The sequence below is a fragment of the uncultured Algoriphagus sp. genome, assembly GCF_963974365.1.
Lineage (GTDB): Bacteria > Bacteroidota > Bacteroidia > Cytophagales > Cyclobacteriaceae > Algoriphagus.
In genome coordinates this window covers 75319-93028 of the sequence record NZ_CAXBBX010000002.1, presented here as the reverse complement: position 1 = coordinate 93028, position 17710 = coordinate 75319, and the positions used below count along the sequence as shown (strand labels likewise).

Sequence of the window (17710 nt, the reverse complement as noted above, 5' to 3'; positions counted from 1 at the left end):
GATTATTCGGATTTAGCAGCCATTGCAACGGCTTCTCTGATTTTATGATAAGTGCCACATCTGCAGATATTTCTATTCATCGCCTCATCTATTTCATCCATTGAGGGAGCTGGGTTCTTTTTGAGAAAAGCGGAAGCATTCATAATCTGACCTGCTTGACAATAACCACATTGTGCCACATCCACTTCAGCCCAGGCTTTTTGTACGGGATGATCACCATTTTTGGAGAGTCCTTCAATCGTGGTGATTTCATCTTCGGTCAAACTAGCGGCAGGTGTGATGCAGGAAAACATTGCCTCTCCATTTCTATGGACCGTGCAGGCTCCACATTGAGCGACACCGCAAGAGTATTTTGTTCCGACTAATCCAAGATGATCTCGAAGCACCCATAAAAGAGGGGTATCTTCTTCTACATCAACCGAATGAGCCTTTCCGTTGATTTTGAGATTAATTATTGCCATGGGTTATTATTTAAGTTTAGGGTATTAAGATAAAGAAAATCAGAGCTCTAGAGAAACCGATTATAAAAAAATGAGAATAGCCTCTCGCGGCGAGGTAGCGACGCAGCGAGAAAATCATCATTGAGCAGGTGAATCGGAAGGTCAAAGAATACTGAAGAAAAATCTCCTATCTCGCACCTTTTGCTTCTCTTTTCAGTTAAAGCCAATAGTTTAATTCCCGCTTTTACAGCTCAATATGCTTAAGGTTTTCTTTAAAACATTAAAATATCTAATGTTCACCGTCATTTCCCTCATAGTCCTCGTCGTCATTGTCGTTATTTTATTTGTAAATCTTAGTCCTCAATTTGGCGCAAATCCTTCCAAAGAAAAGGTTCTTCAGTACGAAAAATTGGACTATTTCGAAAATGGGAAATTCAGTAATCTCATGCCCACCAACATGGACATGGATTTTACTGAAGCTATCAAAATGCTTCCGGAGTTTTTCAAAAACGATCCTTCCAGACGTCCTGATTTTGAATTACCAATTGAGCACCGGGATTCTCTGGAATTGGTAAATAAAGATCATCCCACTCGTCTGGTTTGGTTTGGACACTCTTCGTTTTTGCTTCAAATCGATGGAAAGACCATACTTATAGACCCAATGTTTGGGGAAGTTCCTGCTCCGAATCCGCTCTTGGGTAAGAAACGCTACAGTAAAGAGCTTCCAATACAAGTTGAGAAGTTACCACAGATCGATATGATCATTATGTCCCATGATCACTACGATCACTTAGATTATGAATCTATTCAAAAGTTGAAGGATAAGACTAAGTCTTTTTATATGCCATTGGGCATGGGAGCACATTTCGAGGATTGGGGCGTTGATGCTTCGAAAATCCATGAATTAGGATGGTGGGATGAGATTCAGGCGGATGGCTTGCTTCTAGCTCTCACACCGGCTCGACATTTCTCTGGCCGAGGTTTGAACAATCGTTTCTCTACCCTTTGGGGATCCTGGGTAATTCAAGGAGAATCTGACAATATTTATTTCAGTGGAGATAGCGGATATGGCCCGCACTTTAAGCAGATCGGTGAGAAATATGGCCCATTCAACTTTGCAATGATGGAGTGTGGTCAATACAATGAGCGCTGGACAGATATTCATATGGTGCCGGAGGAAACAGCTCAAGCAGCTCAGGACATCCAAGCAAAAACCTTTATGCCTATACACTGGGCTGCTTTTACCCTTGCTATGCACTCATGGACTGATCCTGTAGAACGGGTTATTGCCAAGGCTAAGGAAATAAATCAGCCGATCTACGTTCCTGAAATTGGAGAATTTATTGAATTGGATAAAAATCTGCAGACCGGAAGAAAATGGTGGTTAGAACCCTCCTCGATTTCTAATACGATGATTTCCAAGCAATAGAATTTTCATTCTTATCCTATTTCTAGGGCTTTTCCAGAAATCAAAAAAAGTCTAACCTGAAATCACTTTCCTGTAATGGGAATGTTTTGAGGCATTTTTCCTAATTTGACATTTTGAAATAAAACAAAAAACAACCTAAAAAACCTATGGCTAAGACTATCAAAGCAGCTATCGTGGGAACCGGATTTATCGGCCCAGCTCATTTAGAAGCACTTAGAAGAATTCCTAACATCGAGGTAACTGGCCTTGTAGAAGTAAATCAGGAAGTAGCAGATGCCAAAGCCGCAGAGCTTGGAATCCCAAATGCGTACACTTTTGATAATATGCTGAAAGATGACAGCATAGATGTAGTACATATTTGTACGCCTAACTTCCTTCATTTTCCGCAGGCAAAAGCATGTATGCTAGCCGGTAAGCATGTGGTTTGTGAGAAACCTTTGTCGATGACGATTGAAGAAGCTGAAGAGCTTGTGAAGGTGGCGAAAGAAACAGGATTAATCAACGCAGTTCACTTCAATTTGAGATATTATCCGATGGTTCGCCAGATGCGAGTAATGCGTCAAAAAGGTGAATTAGGAGATGTGTACTCAGTAATGGGTTCCTACCTTCAGGATTGGCTGATTCACAAAACTGACTATAGCTGGAGATTGGATCCTAAGCAGTCAGGTGGTTCTAGAGTAGTAGCTGATATAGGTTCTCATTTGTTGGATATGACTGAATATGTGACTGGTTTGAAAATCACTGCTGTTATGGCTGATTTCTCTATCGTCCATCCTACTCGTTTGAAACCATTAAAAGCTGTGGAGTCCTTCTCTGGAAAAGCGCTTGATCCAAAGGACTATGAAGAATATGAAGTGACCTCTGAAGATTACGCTACAATTATGCTTCGCTTTGACAATGGTCGAACTGGATCTATCGTAGTAAGTCAGGTAAATGCAGGCCGTAAAAACCGCTTGAATATTGAGATTTCTGGTTCCAAATCAAATATGGAATTCAATGCTGAGAAGCCAAATGAACTTTGGATTGGTCATCGAGATAAAGCAAATTCAATTTTAATGAAAGATCCAGCTTTGGTGGATGAAGGAGCTCGTTCATTGGTATCCTTCCCAGGAGGTCACCAAGAAGGCTTCCCTGATACTTCAAAGCAACTTTTCAAAGAAGTTTATGCAGCTATCAGAGATGGCAAACAGCCAGAAGCCCCTACTTTCCCAACTTTTGCTGACGGCTTGAGAGAGTTGATTATTGGTGAAGCTATTGTGGAAAGTAATACCAAGGAAGCTTGGGTAAAGATTTAAAAAGAATGTAGGATGTCGGGTGTTGGATGTCCGATGTAGCGCTAGAGTTATTCATAACATCTTTAAAACATCGTACATCCGACATCTGTCGATATTCATAGAATAAGAGACGTTCTATTTTGATAAAAAGTCGTATTTTGAAGGCAAATCTAAAACCAATGACAATGAATTTAAAAAAGACTTTACTAGCAACAGCCCTGATGGCCTTTATCGGTCTTGCGGCATTTGCACAAGAGAAAGCTAGTCCAGCCAAAACTGCAGAAGGAATGGTAGGTGATGCTAAAATCACAATCAATTACTCTTCTCCTGCAGTAAAAGGTAGAATGATCTGGGGAGACTTGGTCCCTCTAGGAGAAGTATGGAGAGCAGGTGCTAATGAAGCTACTACTTTCACTACTACAAAAGACATCATGGTTGAAGGTAAAAAACTACCAGCTGGAACTTATGGTTTCTTTGTGATCCCAGGTGAAACTTCTTCTACTTTTATCTTCAACAAAGTTGCTAAGCAATGGGGAGCATTTGATTATGATTCCGCTGAAGATGTCTTAAGAGTTTCTGTTCCTTCTGGACAAACTTCTACTCTGGAAGAGCGTTTGGTGTACGAAGTAAAGCCAGCGAGCTTTGAAATCAGATGGGAATACGGAAAAGCTTCTGCGAAGCTAGGATCATAAGATTCTCAATCTTAACGAATTTGAAACCACGGGATTTATCTCGTGGTTTTTTTTATGAAAATATTTACCGTGGTAACTCGCTGAGGTTTTGCAAAGTAACTATTGATAGTCTTACATTAACATCACTATTAGAAGCAAATTCGCTTCAATGAATGGGCTCTTTTTTAAACAATATGCGCTGACGGGGAATTAATACTCTGATTTACATTCAGAAGATTTTTATGGAAGCTGTATTCCCTTGTTTAAGTCAACATTTGCTAAAAGCATAAATATAGGATTCCATTGTTGGCATGTCTTTTTATGTAAATCACTGGGTAGAAAATAGTTTTTCTGCTCTACAGAATTGATTTAGGCAACCCAACTTATGAGCGATCAAGTAACCTCCCAAGTCAGTACAGTCACTTTATTAAGATTTCAAGGATTAAATGCCTTTTGGATATTCGCTCAGATGCAAAAGGCTCCGAAAAAATTGGCGAAAGTTCCTGGTCTTAATTTTTTCAAACTAATGGGTAGCGGTGGAAAGAATGGTTTTTCTAAAATGCTGAATGTCAATATCTATGCGCTTCACTGTGTCTGGGATTCAGAAGAGTATGCTGATGAGTTCTTGGAAAAATCTAAGACCTTTTCAGAATTCAGAAATAGAACTTCCGAACTGTATACCATCTTCTTGAAGGCCACCAGAGCACATGGCCTTTGGTCAGGGTCAAACCCTTATCAAACTCAGAACTTAAACCCTACTGGACCTATTGCAGTAATCACCAGGGCTAGAATAAAATTGAAGTTTCTCCCAAAATTCTGGAGTAAAGTACCCTCTTTGGGAAAAAAAGTCGATGAGGTGAATGGATCAATTTATTCCATTGGAATAGGAGAATATCCATGGTTTATGCAGGCAACTTTTAGCATTTGGGAATCATACGAAGCTATGCACAACTATGCGTATGGAAATCCACTTCACCTCGAAGTAATCAAAAAAACACGAGAGCTAGGCTGGTACGCAGAAGAACTCTTTGCAAATTTTATCCCCTACAGAACTGAAGGAACTTGGGGTAAACTACATGATCAACTGGACGGTAAATTATAAGCTTATAAAAAGTAAGGGTGAGCGATTTTTCACCCTTACACTAAAATTCATCTCTGGCTGCCTTAAACTCACTGCCATCATACCATTTCGGGAAGTAATCCTCATTCGCGATTTTCATTCCTACCTCAAAAAATAGCTGTAAATCCAATTGTACTCCGTTAAGATTGGTAGTTGATGGATCGTATGCGTCAGAGGGTTGATGACATTTATTGATTCGATAGTTATCATTATACTCTTTTATCTCGGGAATTGTGTATTCAAAACCCTCATAAGAGCCGCTAGCGTATAAAGCTGGAATTCCGATTTTGGCAAAGTTGAAGTGGTCAGATCTGAAGAAATAACCTTTTTCGGCTTCAGGGTCTGGGATGATATACCTTCCTTGCGCCAGAGCAACTTCCTTAGCATATTCATCCATCTCTGATTGACCATAGCCAGTTATCGTAAGGTCCTTCATCTTTCCAGGACTATCAAGTGCGTCAATGTTGATATTTGCTACTGTCTTCTTTGGATCAAAAATTGGGTTTTCAGCATAATAGGCTGATCCCAATAAACCTTGCTCTTCACCTGTCAAGGCGATAAATACTACAGAGCGTTGGGTTGCAATAGTTTTCTTAAATGCCTCTGCAATAGCTAATAAGCCAGCAGTTCCTGAAGCGTTATCTACAGCGCCATTGTAGATGGAGTCACCTTCTATTGCTTTACCAACTCCAAAATGATCCCAATGTGCAGAGTAAATAATCACCTCATCTTTTCTATCAGTACCGGGAATCATAGCCACCACATTTTTGGAAACATCCTTTTTGATCTCATTCTGAATAGAAACCGATACCTTCAAATCCAATGGAATTGGTTTAAAGTTTTGATCCCGGGAAAGGGTTTTATAGTCCTGACCTTTCATAGACGAAGCTTTAAACATTTTCGCAGCACTTTCCCCACTGATCCATGACTCGACATTTAGCTGTGGTAAAGCGCTTTCTATAATTAATCGGGCTCCTGTCCAACCTGATTCAATAACATTCCAACCGTAAGAAGCAGGTTCGGTATCGTGAATAATAATTAATCCAGCTGCACCTTGTCTTGCCGCCTCCTCATACTTATAAGTCCATCGGCCATAGTAAGTCATTTCATTGCCTTTGAATAAAGTAGAATCTCCTGACTGAAAGCCGGGATCATTTATCAGCACAACAGCCGTTTTGCCTTTCCAATCAATCCCTTCATAGTCATTCCATCCGTATTCCGGAGCCACTATCCCATATCCTGCAAAAACAAGCTCTGAGTTATCAAGACTGACCTTGGACTCTATTCTGTTCGTCGTAGCTACAAAATCCTTTAAAACAGTTAATTCAACGCTCCCATTATTACCAGAAATCATCATCTTTTCTGAAGGAGTACCTGTGATTTCGACCATAGGCACATCCTGGAAAAAACTATCTCCATTCCCTGGCACAAGACCTAATTTCTCGAATTCATCTTTCAGATAATTCACTGTTTTGACTTCTCCTTCTGTAAATGGTTTTCTTCCCAAAAACTCATCGGAAGCTAGACGTGCTATATGATCACTAATGGTAGATTCGTCTACCTCAGTCACCTTTGTGATCTTATTCGAATCTGCATCACAGCTAGCGCAAACGACTAGTACAAAAAATAGTAAGTGGCTCTTCATGATTTATCGTTTAAGTAAAAGAACATAGTGCTTATTCCGGCGACAATGGAATCTACTAATGGTGAATAAGTTACTTGAAATAACTGAGAATTGAATAGAAGGATTAGTAACATCGCAACTGCCAGCCCATTTTTCCAATTCCCTTTCTACTGAGAATCCCTTATTTTTGCATCCCATGCTCGAAAATTTTGATTCCATTTCTTTTGATCTTCCTGTTTCGGAGATTATTCCTCAAGTTAAATCCCAGCTTTCTTCCGCTAATTCTTTGATTATCCAAGCGCCTCCTGGGGCTGGAAAGAGCACGCTGCTTCCGCTGACTTTACTGAATGAGCCTTGGCTAGCTGGTAAGAAGATCATAATGCTGGAGCCAAGAAGATTGGCCACAAAGACGATTGCCCAGCGAATGGCTTCTATGACGGATACCAAGTTGGGCGATCTGATAGGTTATAGAATCAGATTTGAATCGGCTATTTCTGCTAATACAAGATTGGAAGTAATTACTGAAGGTATTTTGACGCGCATGCTGCATTCAGATAATGCGTTGGAGGATGTGGGATTGGTGATCTTTGATGAGTTTCATGAGCGCAATCTTCACTCTGAAGTAGCCTTGGCTCTTTGCAGGGAAGTGCAACAAGTACTGAGACCTGATCTTCGGATTTTGTTAATGTCTGCGACAATCGATTCGAAAGTCCTCTCGGGCATGCTTAAGTCTACAGTAATCGAGAGTAAAGGTCAGCAGTATCCTGTGGAAGTGAATTACATGAATGAGTTGGATGAATATGCTATCGGAGAGGATGCTGCGAGACAGATTATTCCATTGACCAAAGTTCATGAGGGTGATTTCTTAGTGTTTTTACCTGGTCAAGGGGAAATCCGAAAAGCTCAGGAAATTCTACGAAAGGCACTTCCTGATGATCTTATATTGCCACTTTATGGTCAGCTTTCACCAGGAGATCAGAACAGAGCGATCATGCCTCATCCTTCGGGAAAAAGAAAGATTGTACTTTCTACTGACATTGCTGAGACTTCATTGACTATTGAAGGAGTTAAAGTGGTGGTGGATTCAGGCTTCGCCAAATCATCTAGATTTGATCCAAGATCTGGTTTATCAAGACTGGTTTTGCATAGAATCAGCAAGGATTCTGCTGATCAAAGGTCCGGCCGAGCAGGACGATTGACTGCTGGTCATTCTTATCGATTATGGACAAAATCCATTCAAAATCAACTGAATGAGTATAGAACGCCGGAATTGATGGAAGCTGACTTGACTGGTTTGGTGCTGGATATGAAAGCTTGGGGCAAACAGGATATTCGCTCCATGACTTGGCTTACACCTCCTCCAGCTGGCACTTTGGCTTTGGCAGAAAAAACATTGGAATCCATAGAAGCTATTGTAGATGGTGAGCTAACACCACACGGTAATGAAATTCATAAGTTACCAACACACCCGCGAATTGCGCACATGCTAATCAATGCAGAAGAGATTGATCAGTTAGGTTTGGCTACAGATATAGCAGCTATTCTGGATGAGCGTGATCCGCTGGGGCCTGATGCTGGGGTGGATTTGAATCTAAGAATTGAAGCACTTCGCCGATATAGGAAACATGATGTAGCTATCCCTCGCATTAAAAAGATTGAAAAGATGGCGCGTTCTTACCGTCGCATGTTCAATATTCAGCCCGACAATAGTCCTGTTGATCCATGGCAAACAGGTCTACTCCTAGCCTATGCTTATCCTGAGCGAATCGCTGCAGCTCGTCCTGGAAATAATGCTCAATTTCAATTAGCCAATGGAAAAATAGCCCAAATTGGACATAAGGATGATCTGGCTCATGAGTCTTGGCTTGCTGTGGCTCACGTAGACGCTCGGGAAGGAATGGGGAAAATCTGGATGGCTGCTCCAATTAATCCAAAAGACTTGGCCCCTATGTTGAAAACCAAAGAAGTGCTGAAATGGGATAGAAAAAAAGGTGGATTGCAAGCACATGCTGAAATTCGCATTGGATCGATTATCCTTGGTACTAGACCATTGGCAAAGTATTCCGATGGAGACGTGACAGAAGCAATTCTAGAGGCGATCCGCGAGGATGGAGAGTATTTGCTTGATTTCAATGAAGAAGTAGAGCAATTGATTTTGCGAGTGCAAAGCTTAAAAAGCTGGTATCCTGAGCAATCTTGGCCTAGCTGGTCCGTAGCCGAACTATGTGAAAAACCAGAAGTTTGGATCGCTCCATATTTACAGCACATCACGAAAAATGAGGATTTCAAAAAGTTAAACCTGAGTCAAATACTTTTACACTCTCTTGATTTTGAGCAGCAAAAGGAACTTGATAGGCTTGCACCGGCAACTATTTCTGTTCCTTCGGGAAGCAAAATAAAGCTGGAATATAGGAAAGATGAAATTCCGCTTTTAGCAGTGAGACTGCAAGAACTCTTTGGACTCCTGGATACGCCAACTGTGAACAATGGAAAAGTGAACGTATTAATCGAGATGCTTTCGCCGGGATATAAGCCTGTCCAGCTTACGCAGGATCTCAAAAGTTTTTGGGAGAATGGCTATTTCGAAGTGAAAAAGGAATTAAAACGACGCTATCCAAAACACGAATGGCCTGAGAATCCTTTGGAAGCCCAAGCCATTAGCGGAGTTAAGAAAAGATATTAAGCAGCGACTTGCTCTAGTTTGTCAAGGTAATTTAGGAATTGAAGAAACAAGGCTATGGTGAATGGAGTCATTTCCTGTGAATTGATTTTCTCCAAATAAAACTGACGAAGAATTGGATAATCATCAGGGTTATACAATTTACTTAGCGCAGTTGCTCTAAATGCCGATTCTTCCAAGTTGAACTTTTCATAGCCATCTTCCTTGTGATTCAAAAATTCCTGCTCCAGAATAATTGGATCAATCATTTGATCTAACCACTTAAATCCTTTTGTTAAGAAAAAGATTTCGAAGTCATTAATTACCTGAGCTAATTCCTGGTCATTTGAAACCGTGATTTTTTTCGGGTAAAAATGCCCCAATTTGTCCGGTGTTTGGGACAATGTTATTGATCGCCCTGCATAATTTGTGGGAGTTGCAAGAAACTTTACAACCAGTTCTTCTATCTCATTTATTCGAACTGCCAAGTGATACTCAAGGTGACTTTCCTTAGAACCTTGCACATAATGCACGTAGATAACTTGCTTACCATGAGGAAAAACCTTCTCAAATAGGAACTGAGTTGGGTTTAGCTCAAACCCATGTTCTGCGAAAAATTCCGAGTGAAGCCCAACAACATCCAATTTTCTCATGATCATCTACCTTTGATTGTATGTATAAGAACACAAGAATTGGGCAAATGTTGTTTAGTCCTCAGATAATAATTCTCTAATTTCGTTTAGAATAGGTTCTACTTCTAGTTTTTTGAGTTGCAAGCTTCCCTCATCTTCTGGATTGTGCAAGTAGTGATTCCAGTGTTTTTCTGCTTTTCTGAGAGTCCTTGGAGTCATATCAAATTCCACTTCATCCAAATACATCTTAGCCAATGCTTGAGCTTTGAAATTGCCAAATAGAAAAACCCTAAAAATATCCACAAAGCGCAAACTCAAATCAAACTCTTCCAAAATCTGAACGAAGGCACCTTGATGGGCTCTGTTTTTCTTGTCATTGATTGCTTCGAAAATCGCATCAAGTGACTCCTCATTGAAAGCAGACTGAGAAAGTGCACGGCAAGCAAGGTAAGCCTGCTCCCAATTATCACCTTTCACAAGTTCGATTACAGTGTCTCTCCCACTTTCGTCCAGCTTTTTACCTAGTTTGTCAGCAAAATAGAATGCTTCCTTTTCATTTGGATCACACATGCGCTGGATCAAGCCTTGGATTTCTTCCTCCATGATTTTTCGGTTTATTTGTGCAAATATAATTGAAATGCCTCCCCCGCTATGATTTCTGGCAACCCGAAGTTAATTAGTCTTGAAAAGTACCAGTCAATTTTGACGAGAAGTGAAGAGTTGGGCTTATCTGGCACTTTAGAAGTGGTTAAGCATCAATGGGTGATTTCTGATTCTGAATCCTGGCTTGCCCGCATATTTCTACCATGGAATAGGTCACCAAATGAATCAGGTAACTTATCAGTTAAAGATGATTTCCATTTGGCTTTGGTGATGATTCGTGCTGGAATCGCAGTGACTGGCTATTTTCACAATGGCGTAATGCTGGATCATAAGGTGTTCCGGGCCTATATGGTGAGGCAAAAGCAGGGCAAAAGCCAGATCAAATATCTTAAAACCAAAGGAAAATCAAGAGCCGGATCAAGATTGAGGCTAGGAGAATCCGAACTATTTTTTGAAGAGATCAATGAGCGACTACAGCGATATGAGAGTGATTTTCCCATCACAACTTGGGGCATCAGTTGTGGAATGACCCTCTATCCATACTTCTTCGCCAGTGATACCCCACCACCTTTTGACAAAAAACAGGAGAATTTATTTAGTATTCCTTTTCATGTGCAGCAACCTGATTTTGAGACTTTGCAAGCAATCCACAAGAAGTTGACTGGAGTTCATTTGTTGCTTTCTGAAAAAGGTCTGGAGATTTTTAGTCAATTGGAGGACAGAGAAACTAGTTTGGAAAATGATGATGAAAATTGGTAAATAAGAACTCTCAGTTTTCAAAACAAATGAGAATCGACATAAAGCAATTTGAAATGATTTCCCTTTTGACTCATTGCTTTGCACTTTACTTTAGCAGATCAAAGTAGAAATCTTTACTAAATCCCATTCTTTTCCCATGTCCAAAAAATTCAATTGGCTACTTGTGTTTGTTTTCGCCCTTCCATTCGCTGCAAAAGCACAAAACACCCTTCATCCTACTTCTTCAGAATATGAATACCCCACCGATCCTAAAGTTGCTGAGAAATTAGAAGAATGGAGAGATCAGAAATTTGGGATTCTGATTCACTGGGGAATCTATGCCGTTCCGGGAATAGTAGAATCATGGAGTATCAATAATGAGGATTGGATCAATAGAAAAGATACCACACAGAGTTATGAGAACTATAAGAAATGGTACTTTGGCTTAAGTGATAAATTCAATCCACAGGCATTTGACCCAAGCCAATGGACCGACGCCGCTGCCAAAGCTGGGATGAAATATGTGGTTTTCACAACCAAACATCACGATGGCTTCAATATGTATGACACCCAGTTTTCTGACTATAAAATTTCCAACGGACCATTCAAAAAAAATCCAAAAGCTGACGTAGCCAACTATGTCTTTGAAGCATTCCGCGAAAAGGACATGATGATCGGAGCTTACTACTCTAAGCCAGATTGGCATTCTCAATATTACTGGTGGGATTATAGGGCCACTCCAGATCGCAATGTCAATTACGATATACGAAAGCATCCATGGAGATGGAGTCAATACGTGCAGTTCACCCACAATCAACTCAATGAAATCACAACCAACTATGGCGACATTGATATCCTTTGGCTAGATGGAGGCTGGGTAAGACCAAAGTCCACCGTGAATGAAGAGGTATTGAGTTGGGGGGCTCCTATTCCGGACTTTGATCAGCAAATCGACATGCCGAAAGTGGCTGAGATAGTGAGGAAAAATCAAGAAGGTATTTTGATTGTAGATAGAACTGTCCATGGGCCATTTGAAAACTATAGAACACCCGAGCAGGGAATACCTTCTGAAATGTCTTCTGATCCATGGGAAAGTTGTATAACACTAGGTGGAGCTTGGGGATATGTGCCAAATGACAAGTTCAAACCCTCTCGAAAGGTCATTCATTTATTAATTGAAATTGTAGCTAAAGGCGGAAACTTGTTACTTGGAGTTGGCCCGACAGCTGATGGGCTTTTCCTTCCAGAGCAAGTTTCTAGATTGGAAGAAATCGGGAAATGGCTAGAAGTGAATGGTGCTGGAATTTATGATACTCGAGCTATTGAGACTTTTCAGGATGGAAAGCTTTATTTCACAAAAGGCAAAGCAAATGAAATGTATGCCCTAATGCCACTTGAGGAAGGTTCAACTCTTGGAGAGACAATCTCTTGGGCGTTGAATCCTCCTGAAAAAGGAAGTAAAATTACCCTTTTGGGCGAGACGAAAAGCCTAAAATGGAAGACAGAGAATGGAAAAACTGTAGTGTACATTCCAAAGAGTTTACAGGAAAAACTTGCAAATTCTCCAGCAATCGTGTTGAGTTACGAAAGCGAATAATTCTTCAATAATAATTGAAGTAGAAAAGCCAGTTGAATTGAATTCAGCTGGCTTCTTTGTTTAACGGATTAAATAATTATCACAATTGAATTTTCACTTTTAGTATCTTAGAATTCCCAGAATAATCCTTACCGCTATGATTAAACTGCCCTTCTTTACTTCAATTGGTTTAGTATTTCTTCTTTTCACAACCAATTTAGCATTCGCACAGGAGCTATTTCTTTACAAGAAAATAGATACAACCCAGCTATTTATGGAGGTGCATTATTCTGAGCAAATAAAGCCTGAGAAGGATTATCCAGCGTTGGTATTCTTTTTTGGTGGAGGGTGGAATTCAGGCTCAAGAGCTCAAATTGAACCTCAAGCAGCCTACTTTGCCAAGAGAGGTATGGTTTGTTTTTTGGTTGATTACAGAACCAAAAAACAACATCAAACTAGCCCTTATGAATCAGTTTCAGATGCCAAATCGGCCATAAGATACTTGCGCAAAAATGCGGGTAAATACCACATTGACCCAGACAAAATCATCGCTTCTGGTGGTTCTGCGGGTGGACATTTAGCAGCTGCCACTGCCTTGGTCAAAGGATATAATGATCCTGGCGATGATGTCAACTTCAGTGCGATTCCGAATGCTTTGGTACTTTTCAATCCTGTCATCGATAATGGCCCAGGTGGATATGGATATGAAAGAATCGGAAAGCAGTTTGTGAATTTTTCACCAATGCTTAATATCCATGCCGGTGCACCTCCTACCCTATTTTTACTGGGAACAAAAGACAAACTTATTCCAGTAGTTACCGCCCAATACTTTCAGATGGTGATGGAAAAAGTTGGGAGTAGATGTGATTTGATTTTATATGAAGATCAGCCACATGGTTTTTTCAACTACCCAAATTTTGAGAATTACCAAAAAACAGTTCAAGCTGCTGATGATTTTCTTCAGTCATTAGGGTATTTGGTAAAAGACCCAGAAGTAAAGATTGAATAGATTAGCAAAGTTCAATTTAGAAAATTATCCCTGCTGTGCACTTATTGTAAGTCTCAGTGAACTTAGCGGTAAAAATTTGAACAAAAAAAGCCGAAGTTTCCTCCGGCTTTAGCACTAGTTAAGTTTATAATTAGGTAGTAGTGTTGGTCACATCTCCAGGATAATTCGCGTTCAGCATGTTCATCGTCTCATGAGCCACTTTGATGTTATACTCATAGGCAAGACTCTTGTAATTCACCAAATCGACAATCGTACCTATAAAACAAAGTCCTATCGTCAAGATGTAGAGTATCCCCAATCCTATTTGACCAAGAATGAATCTATGAAGTCCGGCAAAACCAAAGAAACCAAGAAGTGTTAGGATCAAAATCATCTGAGAGTCTTTTCTTCTAGCTCGATAAACTTGTGCAAAAAGAGATGCTTGATCCTCATCCATATTTTTCATCAAACCCTGGATGTAACCCAGTTCCATTCCTTCCAGTTCAGGAAGATGTCTTAATACATTAGCCATAATTGTGTGTTGTTTTTAAGTTTTTAATAAGTTGCCAGATTCTAGAAATAATCACCACATAAGCTAGCAAAGCTAGTGGATGCATTTCCCAGGAAGCTTGAAATTCACCCTTTGCAAGGAGACTCATAGACCTTCCCAAGCCACAGCCTGGACACCAATCAATTCCTAGTTGACTCAGAGGGCAAAGACTTAAATGACTTCCACCATGAGGATCCAAGAGAAGAACTGCTACTAGACTTCCGATCCAAAAGATCAGCTCCAGCGGCAAGTTTGATATCCATTGGGTAATTACTTTCATGCTATGCTTAATTACGAAAAAGATGCCATCTCGTAAAATGCCTCTAATTTGGCTAAATTAACAGTTGGTACTTAACTATGTACATGCAATCGTACATAAAAGTGTTCACTTATGAACGATTTAGAACTGGGAGATTTATTTTCAAGCGCTCTCCAAAAAGTAACTTTTGATTGGAATCAAACTGTCTAGCGATTTGTGCATAGCCTTTAGTTGCTCCATAGGTTTTCCAGCCGGAAAACTTAAACACCAACCCTAACAATTCTCCATTTACTGGAATTGAGCTTTGGATCCCCACAGCTGCAGAAGCTTCTTTTCCAAGAAAAAAATTTAAAATTGGCTCAACTTGAGTAGCCAGAAGTTGATCAGGAATAGTGGATTTGTAATGTTTAACCAAAGCCCTCATCAATTGATTTCCTGCATCTGAGTATTTCATGTGACGCTTTCTCATCAATTTTTCCAATGCAAATGCTTCCTTGGCATTCTCTGGCCAATAGGATTCATGAATTCCCAACATCTTGCCTATCCATTTCCAATAGGACATCAACTCATTTACTTCAGTGGAGTTAACCTTAAATCCCATTTTCTTCCATCCCCGAATCACTATAAGGCTAAAGGAAATATTGGTTCCAAGTAGATCTTCTTGATTAATGGGTTTGCCAAATTCCTCATTCCAATCAGTAGCATATTTTGAAATCAAATAGCGACTAAACGCATGGATCAAACGAACTTTTGCACATGTCAGAAATGCTTTCTTATTGGTAAGAAAAGCTCCAGGTTCAAAAATATCTAGGATAAAACTTCCTGTTTCTCCCAACCTGCGGCCGATGTCATTGAGGATTCTCTTGGATCTGACAAGGACTTCTGCACCATCTCCAAATGAATAGGTGTAGGGAAGAGAATAAAAACCCAGCATGGCTAAATACAAATCTCCCTTTTCATCAAATAGTTTCTGACCTTGAACCAACACTTCTTCTTGCAATTGATTTTGATTCAGGAAAAAATTGAAATAGTCCTGAAACTCTTTTGGAAATGAAGTCTCGATCCTTTCTGGTATTTCTTCCCACGAATTAATTAATTGGATTAATTCTGGATTTAGTAATAATTGGCTAACTAATTGATCAGCAAGAGGATCTTGAATAGTTCGCAATCTATCAAATTCGATATTCTTGTATAGTTGTAATTTGCTCACATCATTCTAACCTTGATTTTGTATTTTGGTTGAAAAATTTTAGTAACAAGATGAAAAAGAGTTTTTGCTTAGTGCTTTTATCCATGGTATTCGAGTCGTTCCCGGTTCTTGCTCAGGTAGGAACGGATCTTTGGGTGATCCCTACAAGTGGAAAGGGCGGCAAATTAGAATTACTGACAGAAACAGCTCATACACTCACTGACAGGCCTGAATATGACAACCAACCTAGTTTCATCAATGAATATCAACTTGTATTCTCAGCTGCAGATGAAAATGGCAATCATGACATTATTGTCTATAATTTTGAATCGGATAAATTCACCAATCTTTCTAAAACCTCTGATCGTAGTGAGTTTTCCCCTAGCATTACAGATTGTGGCATGTACATCGCTGCAGTGGTGATGGAAGAAGACGAGAAGCAGCGAATTTGGCTCTACCCTACTAGTTTTGAGCCAGCCGAATTACTGTATGATGATATAGAACCCGTAGGATATTATGATTGGTATGACAATAAAGCTGCTATGTTTGTGCTTGGAGAGCCTAATAAGTTGATTTATGCAAGAGGAAGAAATGATCTTATCGAGATTGATTCCGCTGTCGAAAGATCCATCAAGAAACGACCTAAAACATCTGAAATCACTTACTTATCTCAACCCGCCGAAAATCAAGTTGGAGTAATAAAAAGCTACGATATAGAAAATGAAAAGCGTGAAGTATATCTTGAGGGAATAGCTGGTTCCCAAGATTTTATTTGGCTGGATAGAAACCACCTGCTAATGGCTTCAGGAAATGAAGTGTTTATAAGAAAATATAACAGTCCAGATTGGGAATCACTCGGTATAATCGAGTCCAACACGCACGAAAACATCACCCGAATGGCTTACAGCGAAGATCAAAATGTGCTAGTGGTCGCAATGAATAGAAAATAACAATACACTATGAACCCTATTAAATCAACCCTTTTTATGGCCGCGCTTCTGATTGGAGCACAGGCATTTTCCCAAGAAATAGAAGATAAAAAAGGCATTGTTGCTAAAAATGCTGAATTAGTGAAAGTTCAGGATGGATTTTCCTTCACTGAAGGACCAGCTGTCAATCGCTTTGGAGACGTCTATTTCACAGATCAACCAAATAATCGAATTCATAAATGGAATGCCTTATCCAATGAGGTAAGTGTTTTCAAAGAAGATGCAGGAAGATCAAATGGCATGTATTTCATGTTGGATGGCAAATTGATAACTGCTGCAGACAACAAAAATGAACTTTGGGCTATTGACACGGATGGAAATCACGAAGTTTGGATAACTGCTTTTAAGGGGAAAAAACTAAATGGACCGAATGACCTTTGGGTTAGACCCCGAGGTGGAATTTACTTTACCGACCCGCTTTATGTCAGACCTTATTGGGAAAGAAGTGAGGAGTCTGAGCAAACTGGTCAGAATGTATACTTTTTGTCAGCAGACAAAACAGAGCTATTTGCAGTGACGGATGATCTAGTACAGCCAAATGGTATAGTGGGTTCTCCTGATAGTAAATACTTGTTTGTTTCTGATATTGGTGCACAAAAGACTTATAAGTATGAGGTTCGGGATGATGGATATTTGATCAATAAAGAGCTTTTCTGTGAAATGGGATCAGATGGTATGACAATAGACGACAGGGGAAATCTTTACCTAACAGGAAAAGGAGTTACTGTTTTTGATCGTAAAGGTGAGCAGATCGCCCATATTCCTGTTCCTGCGGGCTGGACAGCAAATGTGGTATTTGGGGCCTTAGATAGAAAAACATTGTTTATCACCGCTTCGGATGCAGTTTATACCTTGCAGATGAAAACCAGAGGCGTTTGGTAAAAGCATTTTTAAAATAGATTATAAACATAAAAAACCCGGAAGAAAATTAATCTTCCGGGTTTTCTATGTTTGGATAGTTAGCTGTTG

Annotated in this window: 17 protein-coding genes; 10 read left to right on the top strand and 7 right to left on the bottom strand. The window is 39.9% G+C overall.

Annotation, left to right across the window (positions count from 1 at the left end; genetic code table 11):
- Nucleotides 1-2: 2 nt before the first annotated feature.
- A complete protein-coding gene (locus AACZ87_RS02915) occupies nt 3-461 on the bottom strand; it encodes a (2Fe-2S)-binding protein (RefSeq protein WP_339864680.1) in 459 nt (152 codons plus the stop codon).
- Nucleotides 462-732: 271 nt separating this feature from the next.
- Between AACZ87_RS02915 and AACZ87_RS02910 the strand changes: the two genes are divergently transcribed.
- The 4 genes from AACZ87_RS02910 (at nt 733) to AACZ87_RS02895 (ending at nt 4916) form a co-directional block, all read left to right on the top strand.
- Complete coding sequence (locus AACZ87_RS02910; RefSeq protein ID WP_339864678.1) at nt 733-1869, top strand: MBL fold metallo-hydrolase; 1137 nt, start codon at nt 733-735, stop codon at nt 1867-1869.
- A gap of 146 nt (nt 1870-2015) precedes the next feature.
- Nucleotides 2016-3164 carry a Gfo/Idh/MocA family oxidoreductase gene (locus tag AACZ87_RS02905; RefSeq protein WP_339864676.1) on the top strand — a complete coding sequence of 383 codons (1149 nt, stop codon included), beginning with the start codon at nt 2016-2018 and terminating at the stop codon, nt 3162-3164.
- A 164-nt stretch (nt 3165-3328) separates the two neighbouring features.
- Nucleotides 3329-3835 carry a DUF2911 domain-containing protein gene (locus AACZ87_RS02900; protein ID WP_339864674.1) on the top strand — a complete coding sequence of 169 codons (507 nt, stop codon included), beginning with the start codon at nt 3329-3331 and terminating at the stop codon, nt 3833-3835.
- Nucleotides 3836-4199: 364 nt separating this feature from the next.
- Entirely contained in the window at nt 4200-4916 is a 717-nt protein-coding gene (locus tag AACZ87_RS02895) for a spheroidene monooxygenase (protein ID WP_339864672.1), read from the top strand.
- 40 nt (nt 4917-4956) lie between these two features.
- On the opposite strand, the gene AACZ87_RS02890 is transcribed toward AACZ87_RS02895, so the two are convergent.
- On the bottom strand, nt 4957-6579 hold the full coding sequence (locus tag AACZ87_RS02890) for a M28 family metallopeptidase (RefSeq protein ID WP_339864670.1): 1623 nt from the start codon (nt 6577-6579) through the stop codon (nt 4957-4959).
- A 175-nt stretch (nt 6580-6754) separates the two neighbouring features.
- On the opposite strand from AACZ87_RS02890, the gene hrpB reads away from it, so the two are divergent.
- On the top strand, nt 6755-9241 hold the full coding sequence (gene hrpB, locus AACZ87_RS02885) for an ATP-dependent helicase HrpB (RefSeq protein ID WP_339864668.1): 2487 nt from the start codon (nt 6755-6757) through the stop codon (nt 9239-9241).
- On the opposite strand, the gene AACZ87_RS02880 is transcribed toward hrpB, so the two are convergent.
- Both AACZ87_RS02880 and AACZ87_RS02875 read right to left on the bottom strand, forming a co-directional pair.
- Complete coding sequence (locus AACZ87_RS02880) at nt 9238-9876, bottom strand: hypothetical protein (RefSeq protein WP_339864666.1); 639 nt, start codon at nt 9874-9876, stop codon at nt 9238-9240. The two genes, hrpB and AACZ87_RS02880, sit on opposite strands and share 4 nt — an antisense overlap.
- A 48-nt stretch (nt 9877-9924) precedes the next feature.
- Complete coding sequence (locus tag AACZ87_RS02875) at nt 9925-10452, bottom strand: HEAT repeat domain-containing protein (protein ID WP_339864664.1); 528 nt, start codon at nt 10450-10452, stop codon at nt 9925-9927.
- A 48-nt stretch (nt 10453-10500) separates the two neighbouring features.
- Between AACZ87_RS02875 and AACZ87_RS02870 the strand changes: the two genes are divergently transcribed.
- The 3 genes from AACZ87_RS02870 to AACZ87_RS02860 all read left to right on the top strand — a co-directional run bounded on the left by AACZ87_RS02870 (nt 10501) and on the right by AACZ87_RS02860 (nt 13775).
- On the top strand, nt 10501-11211 hold the full coding sequence (locus tag AACZ87_RS02870) for a hypothetical protein (protein ID WP_339864662.1): 711 nt from the start codon (nt 10501-10503) through the stop codon (nt 11209-11211).
- A 136-nt stretch (nt 11212-11347) separates the two neighbouring features.
- Entirely contained in the window at nt 11348-12787 is a 1440-nt protein-coding gene (locus AACZ87_RS02865) for an alpha-L-fucosidase (protein WP_339864660.1), read from the top strand.
- A gap of 136 nt (nt 12788-12923) precedes the next feature.
- Complete coding sequence (locus AACZ87_RS02860; RefSeq protein WP_339864658.1) at nt 12924-13775, top strand: alpha/beta hydrolase; 852 nt, start codon at nt 12924-12926, stop codon at nt 13773-13775.
- Between the two features lie 130 nt (nt 13776-13905).
- Here the strand turns inward: AACZ87_RS02860 and AACZ87_RS02855 are convergent, their stop codons facing one another.
- From AACZ87_RS02855 to AACZ87_RS02845, 3 genes are all read right to left on the bottom strand, one after another.
- Entirely contained in the window at nt 13906-14286 is a 381-nt protein-coding gene (locus tag AACZ87_RS02855) for a TM2 domain-containing protein (RefSeq protein WP_283413353.1), read from the bottom strand.
- A complete protein-coding gene (locus AACZ87_RS02850; protein WP_339864654.1) occupies nt 14279-14584 on the bottom strand; it encodes a DUF2752 domain-containing protein in 306 nt (101 codons plus the stop codon). The genes AACZ87_RS02855 and AACZ87_RS02850 overlap by 8 nt, the downstream gene beginning before the upstream one ends.
- Nucleotides 14585-14693: 109 nt before the next feature.
- Entirely contained in the window at nt 14694-15773 is a 1080-nt protein-coding gene (locus AACZ87_RS02845) for an oxygenase MpaB family protein (RefSeq protein WP_339864653.1), read from the bottom strand.
- A 50-nt stretch (nt 15774-15823) separates the two neighbouring features.
- Here AACZ87_RS02845 and AACZ87_RS02840 point away from each other — a divergent pair, with 50 nt between their 5' ends.
- Both AACZ87_RS02840 and AACZ87_RS02835 read left to right on the top strand, forming a co-directional pair.
- The gene (locus AACZ87_RS02840; RefSeq protein ID WP_339864652.1) at nt 15824-16702 is read left to right on the top strand and encodes a hypothetical protein; all 879 of its coding nucleotides are present in this window, start codon (nt 15824-15826) and stop codon (nt 16700-16702) included.
- 9 nt (nt 16703-16711) lie between these two features.
- A complete protein-coding gene (locus AACZ87_RS02835) occupies nt 16712-17623 on the top strand; it encodes an SMP-30/gluconolactonase/LRE family protein (protein WP_339864650.1) in 912 nt (303 codons plus the stop codon).
- Nucleotides 17624-17710 lie beyond the last annotated feature (87 nt).